20 protein-coding genes are annotated in these 17,363 nt (G+C 62.8%); 17 read left to right on the forward strand and 3 right to left on the reverse strand.

Features of this window, described 5'->3' with window-relative positions; translation table 11 throughout:
• The first annotated feature begins 13 nt into the window (after window positions 1-13).
• Entirely contained in the window at window positions 14-1,093 is a 1,080-nt protein-coding gene (gene arsB / locus VFO93_RS15310; RefSeq protein ID WP_157569861.1) for an ACR3 family arsenite efflux transporter, read from the forward strand.
• An 80-nt stretch (window positions 1,094-1,173) separates the two neighbouring features.
• Here arsB and VFO93_RS15315 read toward each other — a convergent pair whose 3' ends face one another.
• Complete coding sequence (locus tag VFO93_RS15315; protein WP_157569732.1) at window positions 1,174-2,022, reverse strand: hypothetical protein; 849 nt, start codon at window positions 2,020-2,022, stop codon at window positions 1,174-1,176.
• 388 nt (window positions 2,023-2,410) lie between these two features.
• Here VFO93_RS15315 and VFO93_RS15320 point away from each other — a divergent pair, with 388 nt between their 5' ends.
• The 16 genes from VFO93_RS15320 to VFO93_RS15395 all read left to right on the forward strand — a co-directional run bounded on the left by VFO93_RS15320 (window position 2,411) and on the right by VFO93_RS15395 (window position 16,489).
• A complete protein-coding gene (locus VFO93_RS15320) occupies window positions 2,411-2,884 on the forward strand; it encodes a hypothetical protein (protein ID WP_325135261.1) in 474 nt (157 codons plus the stop codon).
• 128 nt (window positions 2,885-3,012) lie between these two features.
• Window positions 3,013-3,144 carry a hypothetical protein gene (locus tag VFO93_RS15325; protein WP_262386163.1) on the forward strand — a complete coding sequence of 44 codons (132 nt, stop codon included), beginning with the start codon at window positions 3,013-3,015 and terminating at the stop codon, window positions 3,142-3,144.
• Between the two features lie 49 nt (window positions 3,145-3,193).
• Window positions 3,194-4,141, forward strand: coding sequence for a heavy metal-binding domain-containing protein (locus VFO93_RS15330; protein ID WP_157569736.1), 948 nt, complete (start codon window positions 3,194-3,196; stop codon window positions 4,139-4,141).
• 52 nt (window positions 4,142-4,193) lie between these two features.
• The gene (locus VFO93_RS15335) at window positions 4,194-5,015 is read left to right on the forward strand and encodes a DUF305 domain-containing protein (RefSeq protein WP_325135262.1); all 822 of its coding nucleotides are present in this window, start codon (window positions 4,194-4,196) and stop codon (window positions 5,013-5,015) included.
• Window positions 5,016-5,050: 35 nt separating this feature from the next.
• On the forward strand, window positions 5,051-5,572 hold the full coding sequence (locus tag VFO93_RS15340; RefSeq protein WP_157569740.1) for a heavy metal-binding domain-containing protein: 522 nt from the start codon (window positions 5,051-5,053) through the stop codon (window positions 5,570-5,572).
• A 92-nt stretch (window positions 5,573-5,664) separates the two neighbouring features.
• Window positions 5,665-6,903: a TolC family protein gene (locus VFO93_RS15345; protein ID WP_198172996.1), complete on the forward strand. Its 1,239-nt coding sequence runs from the start codon at window positions 5,665-5,667 to the stop codon at window positions 6,901-6,903.
• On the forward strand, window positions 6,903-7,514 hold the full coding sequence (locus VFO93_RS15350) for a hypothetical protein (RefSeq protein WP_144853255.1): 612 nt from the start codon (window positions 6,903-6,905) through the stop codon (window positions 7,512-7,514). The genes VFO93_RS15345 and VFO93_RS15350 overlap by 1 nt, the downstream gene beginning before the upstream one ends.
• Window positions 7,498-8,643, forward strand: coding sequence for an efflux RND transporter periplasmic adaptor subunit (locus tag VFO93_RS15355; RefSeq protein WP_144853253.1), 1,146 nt, complete (start codon window positions 7,498-7,500; stop codon window positions 8,641-8,643). The genes VFO93_RS15350 and VFO93_RS15355 overlap by 17 nt, the downstream gene beginning before the upstream one ends.
• A 3-nt stretch (window positions 8,644-8,646) precedes the next feature.
• Window positions 8,647-11,868, forward strand: coding sequence for an efflux RND transporter permease subunit (locus VFO93_RS15360; protein WP_157569744.1), 3,222 nt, complete (start codon window positions 8,647-8,649; stop codon window positions 11,866-11,868).
• A gap of 30 nt (window positions 11,869-11,898) precedes the next feature.
• The gene (locus tag VFO93_RS15365; protein ID WP_157569745.1) at window positions 11,899-12,537 is read left to right on the forward strand and encodes a class I SAM-dependent methyltransferase; all 639 of its coding nucleotides are present in this window, start codon (window positions 11,899-11,901) and stop codon (window positions 12,535-12,537) included.
• Between the two features lie 13 nt (window positions 12,538-12,550).
• Entirely contained in the window at window positions 12,551-13,219 is a 669-nt protein-coding gene (locus VFO93_RS15370) for a helix-turn-helix transcriptional regulator (RefSeq protein ID WP_198172997.1), read from the forward strand.
• Window positions 13,220-13,266: 47 nt separating this feature from the next.
• Window positions 13,267-13,602, forward strand: coding sequence for a four-helix bundle copper-binding protein (locus tag VFO93_RS15375; protein ID WP_144853244.1), 336 nt, complete (start codon window positions 13,267-13,269; stop codon window positions 13,600-13,602).
• Window positions 13,603-13,742: 140 nt separating this feature from the next.
• Complete coding sequence (locus VFO93_RS15380) at window positions 13,743-13,952, forward strand: heavy-metal-associated domain-containing protein (protein WP_144853242.1); 210 nt, start codon at window positions 13,743-13,745, stop codon at window positions 13,950-13,952.
• A gap of 65 nt (window positions 13,953-14,017) precedes the next feature.
• Window positions 14,018-14,476, forward strand: a complete 459-nt coding sequence (locus tag VFO93_RS15385; RefSeq protein ID WP_144853241.1) for a DUF305 domain-containing protein — start codon at window positions 14,018-14,020, stop codon at window positions 14,474-14,476.
• A 331-nt stretch (window positions 14,477-14,807) separates the two neighbouring features.
• A complete protein-coding gene (locus VFO93_RS15390; RefSeq protein ID WP_305021212.1) occupies window positions 14,808-15,518 on the forward strand; it encodes a type IV toxin-antitoxin system AbiEi family antitoxin domain-containing protein in 711 nt (236 codons plus the stop codon).
• Window positions 15,515-16,489 carry a nucleotidyl transferase AbiEii/AbiGii toxin family protein gene (locus tag VFO93_RS15395; protein ID WP_325135263.1) on the forward strand — a complete coding sequence of 325 codons (975 nt, stop codon included), beginning with the start codon at window positions 15,515-15,517 and terminating at the stop codon, window positions 16,487-16,489. Before VFO93_RS15390 ends, VFO93_RS15395 begins: the two co-directional genes overlap by 4 nt.
• A 120-nt stretch (window positions 16,490-16,609) precedes the next feature.
• On the opposite strand, the gene VFO93_RS15400 is transcribed toward VFO93_RS15395, so the two are convergent.
• Together VFO93_RS15400 and VFO93_RS15405 are read right to left on the reverse strand one after the other, a co-directional pair.
• Window positions 16,610-17,002: a DUF190 domain-containing protein gene (locus VFO93_RS15400; RefSeq protein WP_144853233.1), complete on the reverse strand. Its 393-nt coding sequence runs from the start codon at window positions 17,000-17,002 to the stop codon at window positions 16,610-16,612.
• Between the two features lie 10 nt (window positions 17,003-17,012).
• On the reverse strand, window positions 17,013-17,348 hold the full coding sequence (locus VFO93_RS15405; RefSeq protein ID WP_157569748.1) for a DUF190 domain-containing protein: 336 nt from the start codon (window positions 17,346-17,348) through the stop codon (window positions 17,013-17,015).
• Window positions 17,349-17,363: the final 15 nt, after the last annotated feature.

The raw sequence follows: 17,363 nt of genomic DNA on the forward strand, positions 1-17,363 counted from the left end.
TTTTTTCATGACTATGCTTCCCCAATCACTTTCCGCGCCGCTCCCAACGGCTATCGCCCAGAAGAAGCTCTCGGGCCTCGACCGGGGGCTGACGCTCTGGATTTTTCTGGCCATGGCCCTGGGAGTAGGCCTGGGCTATTTCGTGCCCGGCATCAACGACGCCGTAAGTTACTTTTCGGTGGGCACGGTGAACGTGCCGCTGGCCCTGGGCCTGATTCTGATGATGTACCCGCCGCTGGCTAAGGTCAAGTACGAGCAACTGCCCACGGTCTTTAAAAACACGCGCATTATCGGGCTGTCGCTGGTGCTGAACTGGCTAGTGGGGCCGCTGCTCATGTTTTTCCTGGCTATCTGGCTGCTGCCCGACAAGCCCGAGTACATGATGGGGCTGATTCTCATTGGCATTGCCCGCTGCATTGCGATGGTACTCGTCTGGAACGACCTGGCCGACGGCAGCCGCGAGTACGCGGCCGGCCTGGTGGCCCTCAATTCTATCTTTCAGGTGCTGTTTTACGCCGTGCTGGCCTGGCTCTTTATCACGGTCCTACCCCCGCACTTCGGCCTGAGAGGCTACGCCGTGAACATCAGCATGGGTGACATTGCCCCGAGCGTGCTGATTTACCTGGGCATCCCCTTCGCGGCCGGGTTTCTCTCGCGCCTAGTGCTGCGCCGTCTCAAAGGCAACGAGTGGTATGAGCGGGTGTATATCCCGGCCATTAGCCCAATTACCTTGGTTGCCTTGCTATTAACCATCGTGGTCATGTTCAGCTTGAAAGGCGAAACCATCGTGCGGATTCCCCTCGACGTGCTGCGCATTGCCCTTCCGCTGGCCCTCTATTTCGGTATTATGTTCGTGCTCAGCTTCGCGGCCGGCAAGTACCTGGGGGCTGACTACGCTGAAAACGCCAGCATCGCCTTCACGGCCACCGGCAACAATTTTGAGTTGGCCATTGCCGTAGCCATTGGGGTCTTTGGGTTGAACTCAGGGCAAGCCTTTGCCGGCGTCATCGGTCCGTTGATTGAGGTGCCAGCCCTGATTGCCCTAGTAAACGTCGCCTTCTGGTTCCGCCGCCGCTGGTACACTAGCCAGTAGCTTCAACGCGCCGGGGCCCGACAGCAGAAGTTTACGCTTCCTGTCGGGCCCCATAGTATCTGCGTTTTAGACGCCACCAGCTACGGAACAGCCAAATAATCAGGTTTGGCCTTGGTCTTTATGGTCGTAGATGCCGGTAGGTTCAAGTCAAAGCCCCGCCGCATGACTTCCAGTAGTACGGCCGTCCGCGTAACTAATAAGTGACGCAGGCGGCCACGGCTACTCTTCACTTCCTCGGTGATGATGCCCGCCAGCTTTTTCTCCTGGGCCGGGTCGCGCAGCAGGTAGTTGCAGGTATCCCACACGCCGCCGCCGCTGACGCCTTCCAGTTCCGGGGTTTTGTGAGGGTTGGGGTTGGTAGCGGACACTACCAGGCCCGTAGCGTTGAGCACGAGGTGGGCAGCGCGTTGCAGACTTTTGCTAGCAAGGTTGAAGTCGGTTGCCTCCGGCGCTTGCAGAAAATAGGGCTTCGGATGCACCCCGCCGCCGTAGACCCTAGTCTTGGTGGCCGGATAGCCCACCAGCAGGTAGTTGCCGGTAAGGCTTTCCAGCTTCAGGGTCAGGTCATCCAGCGTCAGGAATCGGTAGGCCTGCTGCAACTCCGCTATTTGCGGCGCGTCGCTCAGCTCCAGCACGGCTAGGTCATTGACGATGGTGCTTGTGGAGCACCACCGGCCAGCCAGTTTCATTTCGTAGCCACCCAGCACCACGTAGGTGTTGGCGGTAGCACCCTTCATGACGTGGGCGGCCGTGGCCACGAAGTAGCGGCTCTCAACAGTCAGCAGCACGCCGCTGCCGAGCGCCTCAAACTGGTCGTCGGCGTTGTACCAGTAGAACTGGATGGTTGATTGCAGTATCGCATCGGTAGCGATACCAAGTCTTTGGGCTTTCTCTTGTAAAAGCCCCAGCATTTTTGGCGTAGTTGCCATAGGTAAAAGGGGTAAAAAATAAAGTTATTGATTGGGGCACCAAGAATCAGGTCCTGATAACCCCGCTCACCAATGAATACGAAATCCACCCCACCGCTTGGAAAAAGGCTAAAATTTATTTTCGAAGCCCTGCGGCATTATCAGGCAGTTACCAGCGACATGCTTATAAAATCACGTCACATACTTGCATAATTTTGCACTAAGTACTCACCCGACGCTTGGCGGCTGCCTCAGCAAAACGCCCTAGGGCACTCACGGAGGCCTTTTTACTCCTGCATCTCCATAAGCCTGACCTAGCTGCCGGAACCCTTTTGCGGCTTCGCGGGTAAGGAAGCAGCCCATTTCCTCTCGGGAGAAAACCTAATTTTGCGGCTGCTTAGCGCCCGTTATGTTCCGTAGCCTGTACCCTTTCCGCCGTTTGCTGGCGACGAGCTTCCTGCTCGTCTTCGTCAACGTGTTCGTGGGGCAGTGCTGGTGCGCGACGGTAAATCCTACCTTGCTGGCACCGCCGATGGCGGCCATGCGCCACCACGAAGCCCAGAAGCCGGCGCACCCCGGCTGCCACGGGCACGGCGCGGTAGCCGAGCACCAGGTCAAGCACGATGGCCACCCGGCCAAGTCGCCCCGCAGCCACGACTGCTGCAAGGATAAGTCGGCTTCGCTGCTTTCGTCGCTGACCACGCCCGCTCAGAAGCACCTGCTTATCCCTGCCCCGGCTGTGCTGCCGGCGGCAATCGAGTTTCATTTTCGGCCCCTGGCTGGCAAGTGGGACCGCACGGCTACCGTTGTCCTGGTTTCGCCCCGGCAGCTCAAGCCCAAAATACCCGACATCCGCATTTTCATCCAGTCGCTGACTGTCTGATTCTTCCGACGCGCTAAGGCTCGCGCCGGCATAGCTATGCTATGTCCGGGGCGGGCCTTTTCGTTTGCTCGTCCGCGTGGCTAGGCCGCGCCCCCTCCCCCCATTTTCCTGGTTTTTCCTCCTCCGCAATGAAGAGTTGCTGTCAGGAGGCCGGCGCGCCGCCCCCCCGTGGGCCGGGCCGTCGCTGGCTGTCCTACCTGCTCTACGCCGGGCTGGCTGCCGCGCTGGGCTTCGTGCTCTGGCAGCAGTGGCAGGCGTAGGCCCCAACGGCCTTTTCGGCCCCGCATTTCCCATCCCATACCCGTTTTCATGCATCGCATTCTTGTTCCGCTGCTGGCCGCTGCCAGCATTTTCGCCGTTGCCGGCTGCTCCTCGGATTCGTCCAGCAGCAGCGCCACCAACACCGTTACCACGCCCACCGGCACCGCGCCCGACAGCACCGCTGCCCACGCCGGGGGCCACACCTACGCCTGCCCCATGCACCCAGAGGTGACCAGTACCAAGCCCGGCGAGAAGTGCCCCAAGTGCGGCATGGAGCTAGTCCACAACGACCAGGTAAGCAATGGCAAAAGCTACCAGATGAAGTTCGAGCCCCAGCCTATGCAGCTGGTGGCCGGCCAGCCGGCGACGCTCACCTACACCCCGCAGGAACTCGGCAATGAAAAGGCTCCGGTACCGCTGGCCGTGGTGCACGAGAAGAAAATCCACCTCATCATCGTCCGCAAGGACCTCTCGGTGTTCGACCACGAGCACCCCGAGTTCACGGCCGCTGGCAACTACAAGGCCGCCTTCACTTTCCCCAAGGGCGGCGACTACGTGCTGTTTCAGGACTACACGCCCGCTGGCAGCGGCCACCAGCTCGGCCGCCAGGTGGTGAGCGTGCAGGGCCCCAAGTACACACCCGTCAAGTTCAGCAAAGACCAGATGCAGTGGCGCCAGGATGGCTACCAGGCCACCCTCTCCTTTGACAAGGCGCTGAAAGTCGGGCAGCTGCTGGGCATGAAAATCAGCCTTAGCAAGAACGGCCAGCCCGTGACGGACCTCGACAAGTACCTAGGGGCGCTGGGCCACGTCGTGGTCATCAGCGAGGACACCGAGCGCTACCTGCACGTGCACCCCAACGACCAAGCCGACAAGGGCCCCGTCATCGGCTTCAATACCAACTTCGAAAAGCCCGGCCTCTACCGCGTGTTCCTGCAATTCAACCACGGCGGGCAGATTCACACCAGCGACTTCACCATTAACGTGCAGGCCTAACCGGCATCGTCACCCCCCCCCCTTTTTCACCACCACCTCTTACCCAAACCCCATGAACAAGTCCGCTTTTTTCCTCGCCGCCCTGTGCTCGGGCACCCTGCTGCTAGGCAGCTGCAACGCTGACAAATCAGCTGATACCACGGCTACCGAAACGAACTCGGCTACGGCCGATACCACTGCTGCCGCTGGTGACATGGCCGGCATGGACCACTCGAAAATGGCAGATGGCGCGGCCGGCACCTCGCCCCTGATGGCGTCCATGAACGACATGATGGCCAAGATGAACGCCATGAAGATGAAGGGCAACACCGACCACGACTTTGCCCACATGATGCTGGAGCACCACAAGGGGGCAGTGGCCATGGCCGACATCGAGCTGCGCGACGGCAAGGACGCCACCATGCGTCAGATGGCCGAAAAAATCAAGGCCGACCAGCAGAAGGAAATCGGCGAGATGGAGCCCATCGCCGAGCGCCTGGACTCGGCCCCGACCAACTACAAGCCCCAGGACCCGGCCGACCCTTTCACTGCCCAGATGAAGGCCTCGATGGATGGCATGATGAAAAACATGCCCCAGCTGGTGGCCGACCCGGACATGAACTTCAATATGATGATGACGGTGCACCACCAGAGCGCCGTGGACATGGCCAAAGTGGAGCTGGCCCACGGCAAGGATACCAAGCTCAAGGAGATGGCCAAAATGATGATTGATGCCCAGCAGCAGGAAATCCAGCAGTTCAAGGACTGGCACGCCAAGAACGAGGGCAAAATGAAGACGACCGCCGCCGCCTACGTGTGCCCGATGAACGACGGGGGCCAGGGCGACGCGCCCGGCAAGTGCCCGAAGTGCGGCATGGACCTGAAAAAGGCTTAATCCTGCTCCTACCCCCTCTAGCTCAGCCCTTCCCAATGCTTCGCACCTTCCTCGCCGCGCTGGCCCTGCTGGCCGCCGCGCCCCTTGCCCACGCCCAGCACGCTGAGATGGCGGCGGGTGAAACCCACGCCCACGTCGCCCCCCACGGCGGCGTGGTGCGCTCGGCCAGCCCCTACCACCTCGAACTGGTCGCCCAGCCCACCGAGCTGGCTTTCTACCTGCTTGGAGCCAAGATGAGCGCCGTGCCCAACAAGGGCATGAGTGGCTCGGTGCTGGTGCAGCTGACTACCAACGCGACCGTAACCGTGCCGCTCGCCCCGGCCGGTGAGGACCACCTCACGGCCAAGCTGCCCGCCGGGGCCAAGGTGCGCACGGCCATCGTGACGCTGAACACGGCCGACGGCAAAGCCCTGACCGTGCGCTTCGACAAACTGGACGAGGCCCATCCCCACAAGACGGTGGGCGCAGCCTTCGCCTGCCCCATGCACCCGGCAGTAGCCGCCACCGAGCCCGGCAAATGCCCGCAGTGCGGCATGGCGCTGGTCAAGAAATCCTAGCTGCTGGTGGTCCGCGTTCGGGCCGCCCCTGTGTACCGCTCCCCTCCGCTGGCCGCTGCCGGCGGAGGGGACAAGCGGCCTAACCAATGCCTATGAATCACCTTCCCATTTTCCATCGCCTGCCCGGGCTCTTGCTGCTGCTGTTGCTGGCGGCCGGGCCGGCGGGCGCGCAGCAGGTCGTGGTGCGCCTGGATAGCGCCGAGCAGCAGGCCCTGCGCCGGCACCCGCGCCTGCGCCAGTCGGCGCAGGAAATCGCGGAGCAGCGCGCCCTGAAGCGCGGCAGCTTTTCGCCCACCAACCCAGACTTTCTGTTTTCCGCGCCCACGGGCGAGCGGTGGGCGCCGGGCGTGGTGCAAACCATCGACTTCCCCACCGTGTACCGCCGGCAGGCGCAGGCCGCGCAGGCCGGCATCACCCTGGCCGAGCGGGGCCTCGACGTGAACCGGGCCACCGTGCGCCGCGATGTGCGCCAGGCCTTTTTGAGCCTGCAATTTGCGGAAGCGCAGGTGCGGCAGCTCACCTACCAGGACAGCTTGTTTCAGACGCTGCAAGTGGCTACCGACCGCCTGTTTAAGGCCGGCGAGGTAACGGCCTTGCAGCGGGTGAGCACCGAGGCCGAAGCCCGGCAGGTGCGCAACCAGCTCGACCAGGCCGTGGTAGACCAGCGCTCGGCCCAGCGGCGGCTGGGGCTCTTAGTAGGAGCGCCCGAGGCCAACCTGACGGCCGACACCGACCTGCGCCAGACTGGCCCCGAGCTGGCCCGCGCTGGTGCGGAGCTGCTGGGCACGCTGCCCACCCAGGACAGCGCCGCCGTGGCCCTGAGCCCCACCCTGGCCTACTACGGCCAGAGCGTGGCCCTGAGCCAGTCGGGCATTAGCCTGGTGCGCGCCCGGCGCACCCCGGCCCTGACGGTAGGCTACCAGAACCAGGCTTACGGCGACTCGCCCACCCGGTACCGCTTCCAGTTTGGCGCGTCGATACCCATCTGGTTCTGGACCTACCGCGCCCAGCTGCAAGCGGCCACGGCGCGCAGCAAGGCCGCCCAGGCCCAGCTGCAAGTGCAGCGCCTCGACCTGGGCACCCAGTACCAGCAGGCCCTGGCCGACACGCGCAAGTTTGCCGCCTCGCTCACCTACTACGAGCAGACGGGCCTTCCCCAGTCGCGGGCCATTATCAGCCAGTCGCAGCGCCTGTTCAAGGCCGGTGAAATCAGCTACCTGGTGCTGATTCAGAGCCTCAACCAGGCCTTTACCATTCAGAATACCTACCTGACGACCATCCGCGACTACCGTCAGGCCATCGTGGCACTTAACTACCTGCGGGGACAATAATGAAGAACCTTCTCCTGCTTTTGCTGGCCCTGCTGCTGGCCACCGGAGCCCGCGCCCACGGCGGCGAAGACCACGGCGACGCGGCCAAGCCCTCGGCCGGGGCGGTAGCTACCACGTTTTCGGTGGCCGCGCTCTCCGAGAGCTTTGAGCTGCTGCTGCGCTTCGAGCCCCTGACCAAGGGCAAAGACGCGGACATGCGCCTTTTTATCTCGGACTACGCTACTAACGCGCCCATCAAGGGGGCTAAGCTGACCGTGACCTGCCCGGAAGCGGCCGACCTGAAGTTTGCCGTCAGCGAAAAGTCGCCGGGGGCCTACCTGGTCGAGGGCGTGTTTCCGGCCAATAAGAAATACAGCCTGGCCGTGAACATCGTGGCCGGCGACAAGGCCGATTTGATGCTGCTCTCGGGCATCGAAGTCGGCAAGCTGCTGCCCGTGGCGGCGGCCCCGGCCGCCTCGGCTCCCGCCCTCATCAGCTCCTGGAAAACCGTGCTGCTCCTCTTCGGAGCCTTCGCGCTGGGCATCGCCGCCACCGCTTTGGTTATGCGCCGCCGTCGCCCAGTAGCGGCCGTCCCCACTTCAACGCCCGCTGTTTATGAAAACCACGCATAAGTTTCTCGCCGCCACGGCCGCCCTCAGCCTATCCTTTTCCGTGCTGCTGCCCCCGCCCGCCGCGCTGTGGGCCCACGGCGGCGAAGACCACGGCGGAGCCGCACCGGCTTCGACCGGTGTGGCCCTGACCGATGCCGTAGCTCTGCCCAAGGAAAGCCAGTTCCTGTTTGGGGTGCGCACGGCCCTGGCCGGCTACTCCGACACCTACAACCGCCTCACGCTCTACGGTACCGTATCGGCGGCGGCGGGCGGTGAGGGCCGGGTAGTAGTGCCCCAGACCGGGCGCATCGTGAGTCTGGCGGCCAAAGTGGGCCAAGTGGTGCGCGCCGGGCAGGCCCTGGCCGTCATCGACCAGACGCTCGACGCCACCCAGCAGATTGGCCTCAGCACCGAGCGGGCCAACGCCCAGGCCGAGCTGCGCGCCGCCCAGCAGGACTACGCCCGCCTGCAAACCATCGCCGACATCGCCGCCCGCAAGGACGTAGTGGCCGCCGAGCTGCGCCTACGCCAGGCCCGTCAGAACGCCGGCATTCTCAACGGGCAGGCCCGCACCCGCCGCGTCACGATTACCTCGCCCATCAGCGGCACGGTGGACGTGTTTACCCTCGCCGTGGGCCAGCAGGTGAGCCAGGGCGACGAGCTATTCCGGGTGCTCAACCCCGGCAAGCTGCGGGTCGAAGCCCAGGTGTTCGCCCAGGATTTGGACAAGATTCCGGCCGGGGCCCAGTTTCAGGTCGAAGGCCTGCAGGGGCAGACCGGCAGCGCCCCGGCCCGGCTGGTGGTATTCAGCAACGTGGTGAACCCGGTGAACCAGGCCCGCCAATTAGTACTTGAACTCGACAACACGGGCACCAACCTGTTCCGCGCCGGTCAGGCCGTGAACGTGCAGGTGCTGGGCCGCAGCGGCGGCAAGAAGCAGCTGGTCATTCCTACCTCGGCCCTGACCGATTTGAATGGCAAGCCGGTGGTCTTCGTGCACACCGACCCCGAAACCTTTAAAATCCACTACGTGCAGCCGGGTTCGGCCAACGGCGAGCAGACGGTGCTGCTGGGTGGCGACGTGAACGAGAACGACCGGGTGGTGAGCGTGGGCACCTACCAGCTCAAATCCATCTACCTCAACCAATAGCGGATGCTCGATAAAATCATTCGTTTTGCCCTGCAAAACCGCCTGCTCATGCTGGCCTTTGCCGTGGGCCTGCTCATCGCCGGCACCTACACGGCGCGCCAGCTGCCCGTGGACGTGCTGCCCGACCTGGACCGACCCCGCGTGACCGTGTTCCTGGAGGCCGCCGGCATGGCCCCCGAAGAAGTGGAAGCCCTGGTGACGCTGCCCGTGGAAACGGCCCTGAACGGGGCCACCGGCGTGGCGGCCGTGCGCTCCAACTCGGCCATCGGCCTGGGCATGGTATTCGTGGAGTTCGACTACGGTACCGACATCTTCACCGCCCGCCAGATTGTGGCCGAAAAGCTGCAAACCGTCAGCGGGCAGCTGCCCACCGGCATCACGCCCGTGCTGGGGCCAATTTCCTCGGTCATGGGCCAGATAATGCTGGTGGGCCTCTCGGGGGGCAGCCAGACCAACGCGGCCGACCTGCGCACGCTGGCCAATTACACCGTGCGCCAGCGCCTGCTCAGCATTCCCGGCGTGGCGCAGGTCATTCCCATCGGCGGTGATAACCTACAGTACCAGGTGCTGCTGGACATGCCCCGGCTGAACGCCACGGGCCTGACGGTGACGCAGGTAGAGGAGGCGCTGCGCCGCTCCAACCTCAACACCACCGGCAACTTCTTCGACCGCAACGGCTCGGAGGTACTCATTCGCAACCTGGGCCGCCTGCGCTCGGTGGCTGACATCGAGAACATCATCGTCGGCTACCGCGAGGGCTCGCCCATCAGCGTCAAGCAGGTAGCCAACGTGGCCTTCGGGGCCCGCTTCAAGCGCGGCGACGGTAGCGTAAACGGCAAGCCCGCCGTCATTCTGAGCATCGAAAAGCAGCCCGGCACCGCCACCGTGGGCCTGACCCAGGCCGTGGAAAAAGCACTGGTCGAGTTGAAGCCCTCGCTGCCCAAGGATGTGCAGGTGAACACCCGCCTGTTCAAGCAGGCCGACTTCATCGAGTCGTCGATTACCAACGTCGAAGAGGCCCTGCGCGACGGGGCCATCCTGGTGGTCATCGTGCTGTTTGCCTTTCTGCTGAACGTGCGTACCACCTTTATTTCGCTGGTGGCCATCCCACTATCGCTACTGGTCACGGCGCTGGTGTTCCGCTTCGCGGGCATTTCCATCAATACTATGACCCTAGGGGGGCTAGCCATCGCCATCGGCGAGCTGGTCGATGACGCCATTGTGGACGTGGAAAACGTGTTCCGACGACTGCGTGAAAATCAGCACTCCCCGAACCCTAAGCCAGCCTTGCAGGTGATTTACGCCGCCTCTTCGGAAGTGCGCAACTCGATTGTGTACGCCACGATTATTGTCGTGCTGGTCTTTCTGCCGCTGTTCGCGCTCGAAGGCATGGAGGGGCGCATTTTCGCGCCGCTGGGCATCGCCTACATCACCAGCATCGTGGCCTCGCTGTTCGTGTCGCTCACCGTGACGCCGGTACTGTGCTACTACCTGCTGCCCAAGATGAAGCAGATTCGGGCCGCCGAGCAGGAGGGTGGCCTCGTGCGCTGGCTCAAGCGCAAGGACACGGGCCTGCTCAACTGGGGCCTGACCCACCCGAAAGTAGTGCTCACGGTCACCGGGCTGCTGTTTGCGCTGGCGGCCTCGCTGGTGCCCTTCTTCGGCACTGAGTTTCTGCCGCCCTTCAACGAGGGCTCGCTCACGGTCAATTTCTCAGCCCCGGCCGGCACCTCGCTCACCGAGTCCAATAAGCTGAGCACCCTGGGAGAGGAGCAGATTTTGCAGCTGCCGGAAGTGGCCTACACGGCCCGCCGCACCGGCCGCGCCGAGCTGGACGAGCACGCTGAGTCGGTGAACAACTCCGAAATCGAGGTGGCCTTCAAAACGGAGGCTGAGTTGAAACAAGTGGGAAAAAAGATGCGCAGCCGGGAGGAAATCCTCTCCGACCTGCGCCAGCGCCTGGCCCTGATTACGGGCGTTAACGTCAATATCGGCCAGCCCATCAGCCACCGCCTCGACCACCTGCTGAGCGGCGTGCGGGCGCAGGTAGCGATTAAAGTATTTGGTAACGATTTGCTGGAATTGCGCCGCTACGCCAACGAAATCCGCACGGCCGCCGGCGCGGTGCCTGGTGTAGTAGACCTGCAGGTCGAAAAGCAGGTCCAGATTCCGCAGCTGCTGGTGCGTCCCCGCGACGCCGCCCTGCGGGCCTACGGTCTGGAGCGCGGCCAGGTGGTGGCCACGCTGGAAACGCTGTTTCAGGGCGACGTGGTGTCGCAGATGCTCGACGGCCAGAAGCGCTTCGACCTCATCGTAAAGCTGCCCGAAGCCCAGCGCAACGACATCGCCACCATCGCCCAGACCCGCATCGAAACGCCCTCGGGGGCCCTGATTCCGGTAAGTCAGGTCGCTGACGTGAGCTACGAGCCCGGCCCAAACACCGTCAACCACGAAAACACCCAGCGCCGCATTACCATCTCGATGAACGTGGCCGGGCGCGACCTGGGCAGTACGGTGAAGGAAGTACAGGCCCGCATCAACCAGCAGGTGAAGCTGCCGGCGGGCTACTACTTGACCTACGGCGGGCAGTTCGAAAGCCAGCAGTCGGCCTCGCAGAAGATACTTTGGCTGAGCCTATTCTCGCTGGCCGGCATCTTCCTGGTGCTGTACGCGCACTTCAAGTCGGGGCTGCTGGTGGGCCAGATTATGCTCAACATTCCGCTGGCCCTCATCGGCTCGGTGGTGGCGGTCCTGCTCACGGGCGGCACGTTCAGCATTGCCTCGCTGGTGGGCTTCATCACGCTCACCGGCATTGCCTCGCGCAACGGCATCATGATGATTTCGCACTACATTCACTTAGTAGAGCACGAAGGGGAGCAGTTCAGCAAGGAAATGATTATCCGGGGCTCGCTCGAACGGCTGGTGCCGGTGCTGATGACGGCCCTGGTGGCGGCCCTAGCCCTGGTGCCGCTCACGCTGGCCAAAGACGCGCCGGGCAAGGAAATCCTCTACCCGGTGGCCACCGTCATCCTCGGCGGCCTGCTCAGCTCCACTTTCCTCGACATCGTGGTGACGCCGGTCGTGTTCTGGCTTTTCGGCGCTAGGGCCCTGGCCCAGTACCAGCGCGGCCACCACGAGGTCAGCCTCGAGGCCCACCCGCCGGAGCTGGATGCCCAGCCCCTGACGCCGCCCGCCGACCTGAGCCCAGTAGGCCGGACTTATTAAGCTATTAGCCAACCCTTCACGCTCACTACTATGTCCACGTCGAATGCGCAGCAGCACTGGGAAACGGTGTATGCCACTAAACAGCCCGACCAGGTTAGCTGGACCCAACCCGTGCCGGCTACCTCGTTGGAATTCATTCACTCGTTCCCACTTGACAAGCAGGCCCGGATTATTGACGTGGGCGGTGGCGACAGTTGCTTGGTGGACTTTTTAGTAGCGGAGGGCTACCAGAATATTACCGTGCTGGACATCTCAGCCACGGCCCTGGCCAAAGCGCGCCGACGCCTAGGGGCCCGCGCCCAGCAGGTAACGTGGGTGGTATCGGATGTGCTGGCCTTTACCCCCAGCGTGCCGTTCGATGTGTGGCACGACCGGGCGACGTTCCATTTTCTGACGACGGCCGACCAAATCGCCCGTTACCTCTCCCTGGCTCAGGCGGCTATCCGGCCGAATGGCTACCTGACCATTGGCACTTTCTCGACGGCGGGCCCCACGAAGTGCAGCGGCCTGGAGGTGCACCAATACGACGAGCAGGAGCTGGCAGCGACGCTAGCACGCGGATTTACGAAAATCCGATGCCGGACCGAGGACCATGTTACGCCTTTTGAAACGACCCAAAACTTCCTTTTCTGCTCCTTCCGGCGGCTTGTATCGCGCCTGGCAGCTTAGCCCATCCGATACTATGCGGCTTCCCTTATCCACCCTTCCTGAAGATGCCGGCTGTGTGCTCTACATCAAGCACATGGTCTGCGCGCGGGGTATTCGGGTAGTACGGCGGGAGCTGGAAAGCCTGGGGCTGCAGGTAGTGGAGGTGCGGCTGGGCGCCGCAATGGTTATGGGCCCAGCCGAGCAGCTCGACTGGGCCCGCATTCGCCAGGCGCTGGCCACGGCTGGCTTTGCCCTGCTGGAAAGCCCCACGCAGGCGCTGGTTGACCGGGTGAAGCTGGCCGTGGCCCAGCTGCTGCGGCAATCCGGCAACACGCTGCGGCACCGCGAGTTCATTCCCGCCCTGGCCCTGGAAATAGGCCTCAGCCGCCGCCGCCTGCATACGGCCTTTGCCCAGCTGCCCGGCCACGAAAGCCTCCTCAGCTACATCACCTGCCAACGGCTGGCCTATGCCCAGGAATTGCTGGCGACTTCCCGGCTCGACATCGGGCGCATAGCCCGGCAGCTGGGCTACGGCAGCCTGGCGCACTTTTCCGGGCAGTTCCGGCGGTTTGCGCAGTGTGCTCCGTCAGCCTACCGCCAGCAGGTGGCAGTCGGCCTCCAGCCCGAAACCGAAGCCCCAGCGCTAAATGATGCAAGCCTTGAGGCAATTGATATAAAACCAGGCCAAGCACGGCGGGTATAAGCAAGAATAGCTGCGGCTTACCCTGCTCCACTTTAACGTTTTTACTCATGCACGCTCAAAACCAATCTCTCCTCGACGCCCTCAACGCTTGCATTGCCGCCTGCGAGCACTGCGCTACCGCTTGCCTGCAGGAAGACGATGTAAAGATGATGGCCCGCTGTATCAGCCTCGACCGTGACTGCGCCGACGTGTGCGCCCTGACGGCCCGGCTAGTGGCCCGCGGTTCGGAGCACGCTGCTCATTTGCTGCGCGAGTGCGCCGAAGTGTGCAAGGCCTGCGGCGACGAGTGCGCCCAGCACACCCACATGCCGCACTGCCAGGCGTGCGCCGAAGCCTGCCGCCGCTGCGAAGAAGCCTGCCGCCAGGGGCTGCAAGCGGCCTAGGCTGGTGATAGTGGCGAACGGCCGCCGGAAATCATGCAAGCCAGGAGCGCAATTCTACACCCTTTGAGGGCCACTTTGGCCACCGCTTTGCGTGTTGTATTGCCATGGGCCCGGTTCGGGTACCCTCACCCCACTTCGTCATGAAAACCCTGCGCTTCACCACCAATATCAATTGCGGCGGCTGCCTCAAGGCCGTTACGCCGGCTCTTAACCAGCAGGTCGGAACCGGCAACTGGCAGGTCGATACGGCTAACCCCAGTAAGATTCTAACCATTACCTCGGCTACGCTCACGCCAGAGGAAGTAGTGCACGCCGTCGAGCAGGCCGGTTTCCGGATTCAAGCTGCGTAAGCTTGGCACCTAGTTCATTACCGCGCCCGGCAGCATTTTGCCGGGCGCTTTTATTTCCAGCACCGATGAAGAAAAGCAGCTATACCACCTTTTTCCTGATGCTGGCCGCCTCCTTCGTGGTCATGCACGTCATCACGTACCTGAACACCTACGAGTGGGACCATATCTACCCCAGTATCAACCGCTTCTACATGACCACACTCATGGTGTCGGCAATGGGGCTGCTAATGCTGGGCTTTATGCGGCACATGTACCTGGAACCGGGCAAAAATCGGCTCATTGCCGCTGGCTGCGTGGCCGTATTCCTGGGTACGCTGGCCCTGCTGCGCAGTCAAGCGCTGGTCAATGACACGCGCTTTATGGAATCCATGATTCCGCACCATTCCATTGCCATCCTGGTCAGTAAGCGCGCTACCATCCAAGACCCCGAAGTACGTACGCTGGCCGACAGCATCATCAGCGCCCAGCAACGCGAAATTGGCCAAATGAAGCGTATGTTGGCCCGGTTAAAGCACAAGCAGTAGCATCGTGCAGGTAAGCCCCCAATAACATCGAAGCAGTCGGGCCGGAACCCGTCGAGCTACCAGGCCCAGGCCATGGAGAAGAGATGAACAGCTCCCCGTACACGGCGTAGGTTTTGCCAAACGAGGTGGGCTGCCAGGTAGCCACGCCGCCTATCACCGAGCGCCAGCCCGCCGTTTGAGGGGGCTAGCTACTGATTACAGACGATGAGTCGCCGAGAAGTAGAGCGAGCGATTTGTAATGTTTTGCAGTAAAAAAACTTTACACCTTTGCTATCTTTACCGGCCGCGACCAATGCCAGAGCCAACCAGACCGACAACTGCCCGCCAGAAGATGCTCAACCGCTTGCAACAGCTTGCGCCGGGCTCGCTCGTGCGCTATAGTGACTTTGCCGGCCTGGGTATTGCGCCGGGCACCGTCGCCGTGAATCTGAGCCGGCTGCGCCAGCAAGGGGTGGTGCAACAGGTTACTAAGGGTACCTATCGCCTACCCCTGCAAAGCCGGTTCGGACCGGTGCCGGTTTCCGAGCAGCAGGTGCTGCAAGTACTCCTGCAAGCGTCCAACAAGAAACTACGGGGCTACCCGACCGGGGTAGCCGCCTTTAATCGATTGGGCTTGACTACGCAGGTGACCCAGGAAATCGAAATCGCTACTTCCCGGCCGGGCCGACCCAAAAAAGTCGGGAACGTGCGCGTGCGCTTTGTGCAGAGTCGGGGCGAGGTGAAGCTGGAGGAAGTGACGCTGCGCCAGCTGCTCGACGCCCTGCGGCAGCTCAAACGCCTACCCGACACCTCGCCGGCGACGGCCCTGCTACGCCTGCGCGAGCAGGTAAACCAGCTGCCCCCAGCTGACAAAACCAAGGTGGTTCGCCTGGCGCAGGGCTATAACCCCGCCACTCGAGCCATACTGGGCGCGCTGCTGGAAGGGCTGGGCGAAAACAAGCTGGCCACCAAGCTAAAAGCTGGTTTAAATCCCCTAACCTCCTACAAGCTTGGCCTGTCTGAGCAGGTATTACCTAACCGTGCGCCATGGCGAATCCAATGACCCTGCATACCCAAGAGCAGGACTTTCGCAACCTGATTACCATTACCGCGACGGCGCGGGGCATGCGGCAAAGCTTTATTGAGAAAGACTACTGGGTGACGTGGGTGCTGCGCAACCTCGCCGATTCGACCGTTGCCGAGCAGGTCGTGTTCAAGGGCGGCACATCGCTTTCCAAAGGCTACGGGCTCATCGAGCGCTTTTCAGAGGATGTGGACCTGGCGGTTATCCTACAGGAGCAGCAAAGTGACGGCGCGCTGAAGAAACTCATCCGAGAAATTCATAAAACCGCAGCCGGCGACCTACCGGAAGTAGAACTAGCCGGCTTGACCAGCAAACGCGGCCACAACCGGCTGGTGTACCACCAGTACCCGCACCTGTTCACCGACCCGGTGCCGACCACTACGGAGCACATCTTGCTGGAAATAACGGCCTTCGGCGAGCCCGAGCCGCATAGCAAGCGCCCGCTGCTATCTTACCTGGGGCAATACCTGCTCGACCAGGGGCAACCGGAAGCCGTGCGGGAATACGGCCTGGAAGCATTCGATTTCAACGTGCTGAGCCTCGCACGCACGTTTGCCGAGAAAATAATGGCCCTGGTGCGAGTTTCCTACGAAACAGACCCGGTCGCGGCGGCCGGCCGCAAGGTGCGCCACCTCTACGACCTGCAGCAGCTGGTCAGTCACCCCGAAATAGTAGCCCTGCTAGCTGGCCCCGGCCTGGCCCAGCAGCTGGCGGCCGTACAGCGCGACGATGCGCGAGCCGGTGTCATTGGCCCCACCCGGGAATGGAAAACCCGACCCCTGACGGCCTGCTGGGCCTACACCGAGCAGGCGGCGAACCTACGCCAGCTTCAACAGCCTTACGAGCGGGATTTACCAAGGCTGCTGCACAGTCAACTCCCCGCCTTTGACCAGGTGCTGCTCACCATGCGGCGGATAGCTCAGCTGCTGCGCAGCTACGACGGGCTATAAGCTGTCGCAAAACAGACCCAGCGCCTTTTACGGCTCGGGCCACCTGCGCATCAGCCACCTGCATCGGCACGGCCAGCAGATTGGTCGCCTACTAAGGTTTTTTTGGCGCGGATTGTCCCGCTATTGTTCCGGCAAGCTGCGGGCGACTTCCCACTGCTCCACCGGCCGGAACACCACGACTTTGCCCCGCAGTAGCTCCTGTTGCTGCTGGCAGAAGGCGAGTAGGCGCGTGCGCTCGTCGAGCAGTTCCACGCATAGGGCCAGCTGGCCCGCTTCTACTTCGAGGTGGCGGGCACGCACGGCCCCGCCCAGCGCGTAGCCGTAGCCGCTGGTGTGGGTAGTAGCTTGTAAAATGCCGAAGGCGTGCGCCTTGTCGACCAGCGCGTGGGCCAGCGGGTCAGGGAAGAGGCGGCCGCGCAGGCCCGGCGCGGCGTGCTTGTCGGCCTGGGTGAGGTAGATGCGCAATTCGCCCAGCTCGCGCACGGCGGGCAACGGGGGTGGGGTAGGGGCCATTAGTCAATACTTAATAATGCGCGGCTTGTACTTCGGTCAGCGTGAGTAGCCCGCCGCTGCCGGCCTCGCTAAACAGGCGCTCGACTTCGGGCAGGAAGCGGGCGATGGCAGCCGGGCTGTCCACGAAGTCCAGCACCAGGGGCAGGTTTTCGGCCAGGGTCAGCAGCTTGGCCGATTCCACCTGGCCCTGCGCCCCGAAGCCCAGCACGCCCTTGGTGACGGTGGCCCCGGCCAGGCCCGCCTGCCGCGCCGCGTATACCAGCGCCTCGTAGAGCGGCTGGTGCTGGTGCTTGTCCTGCTCGCTCACGTAGAGGCGTAGCAGCTGCGCCGGTTGCAAAGTAGCCATGCGATAAAAGGGTTA

Source organism: Hymenobacter sp. (genome assembly GCF_035709525.1).
GTDB lineage: Bacteria > Bacteroidota > Bacteroidia > Cytophagales > Hymenobacteraceae > Hymenobacter.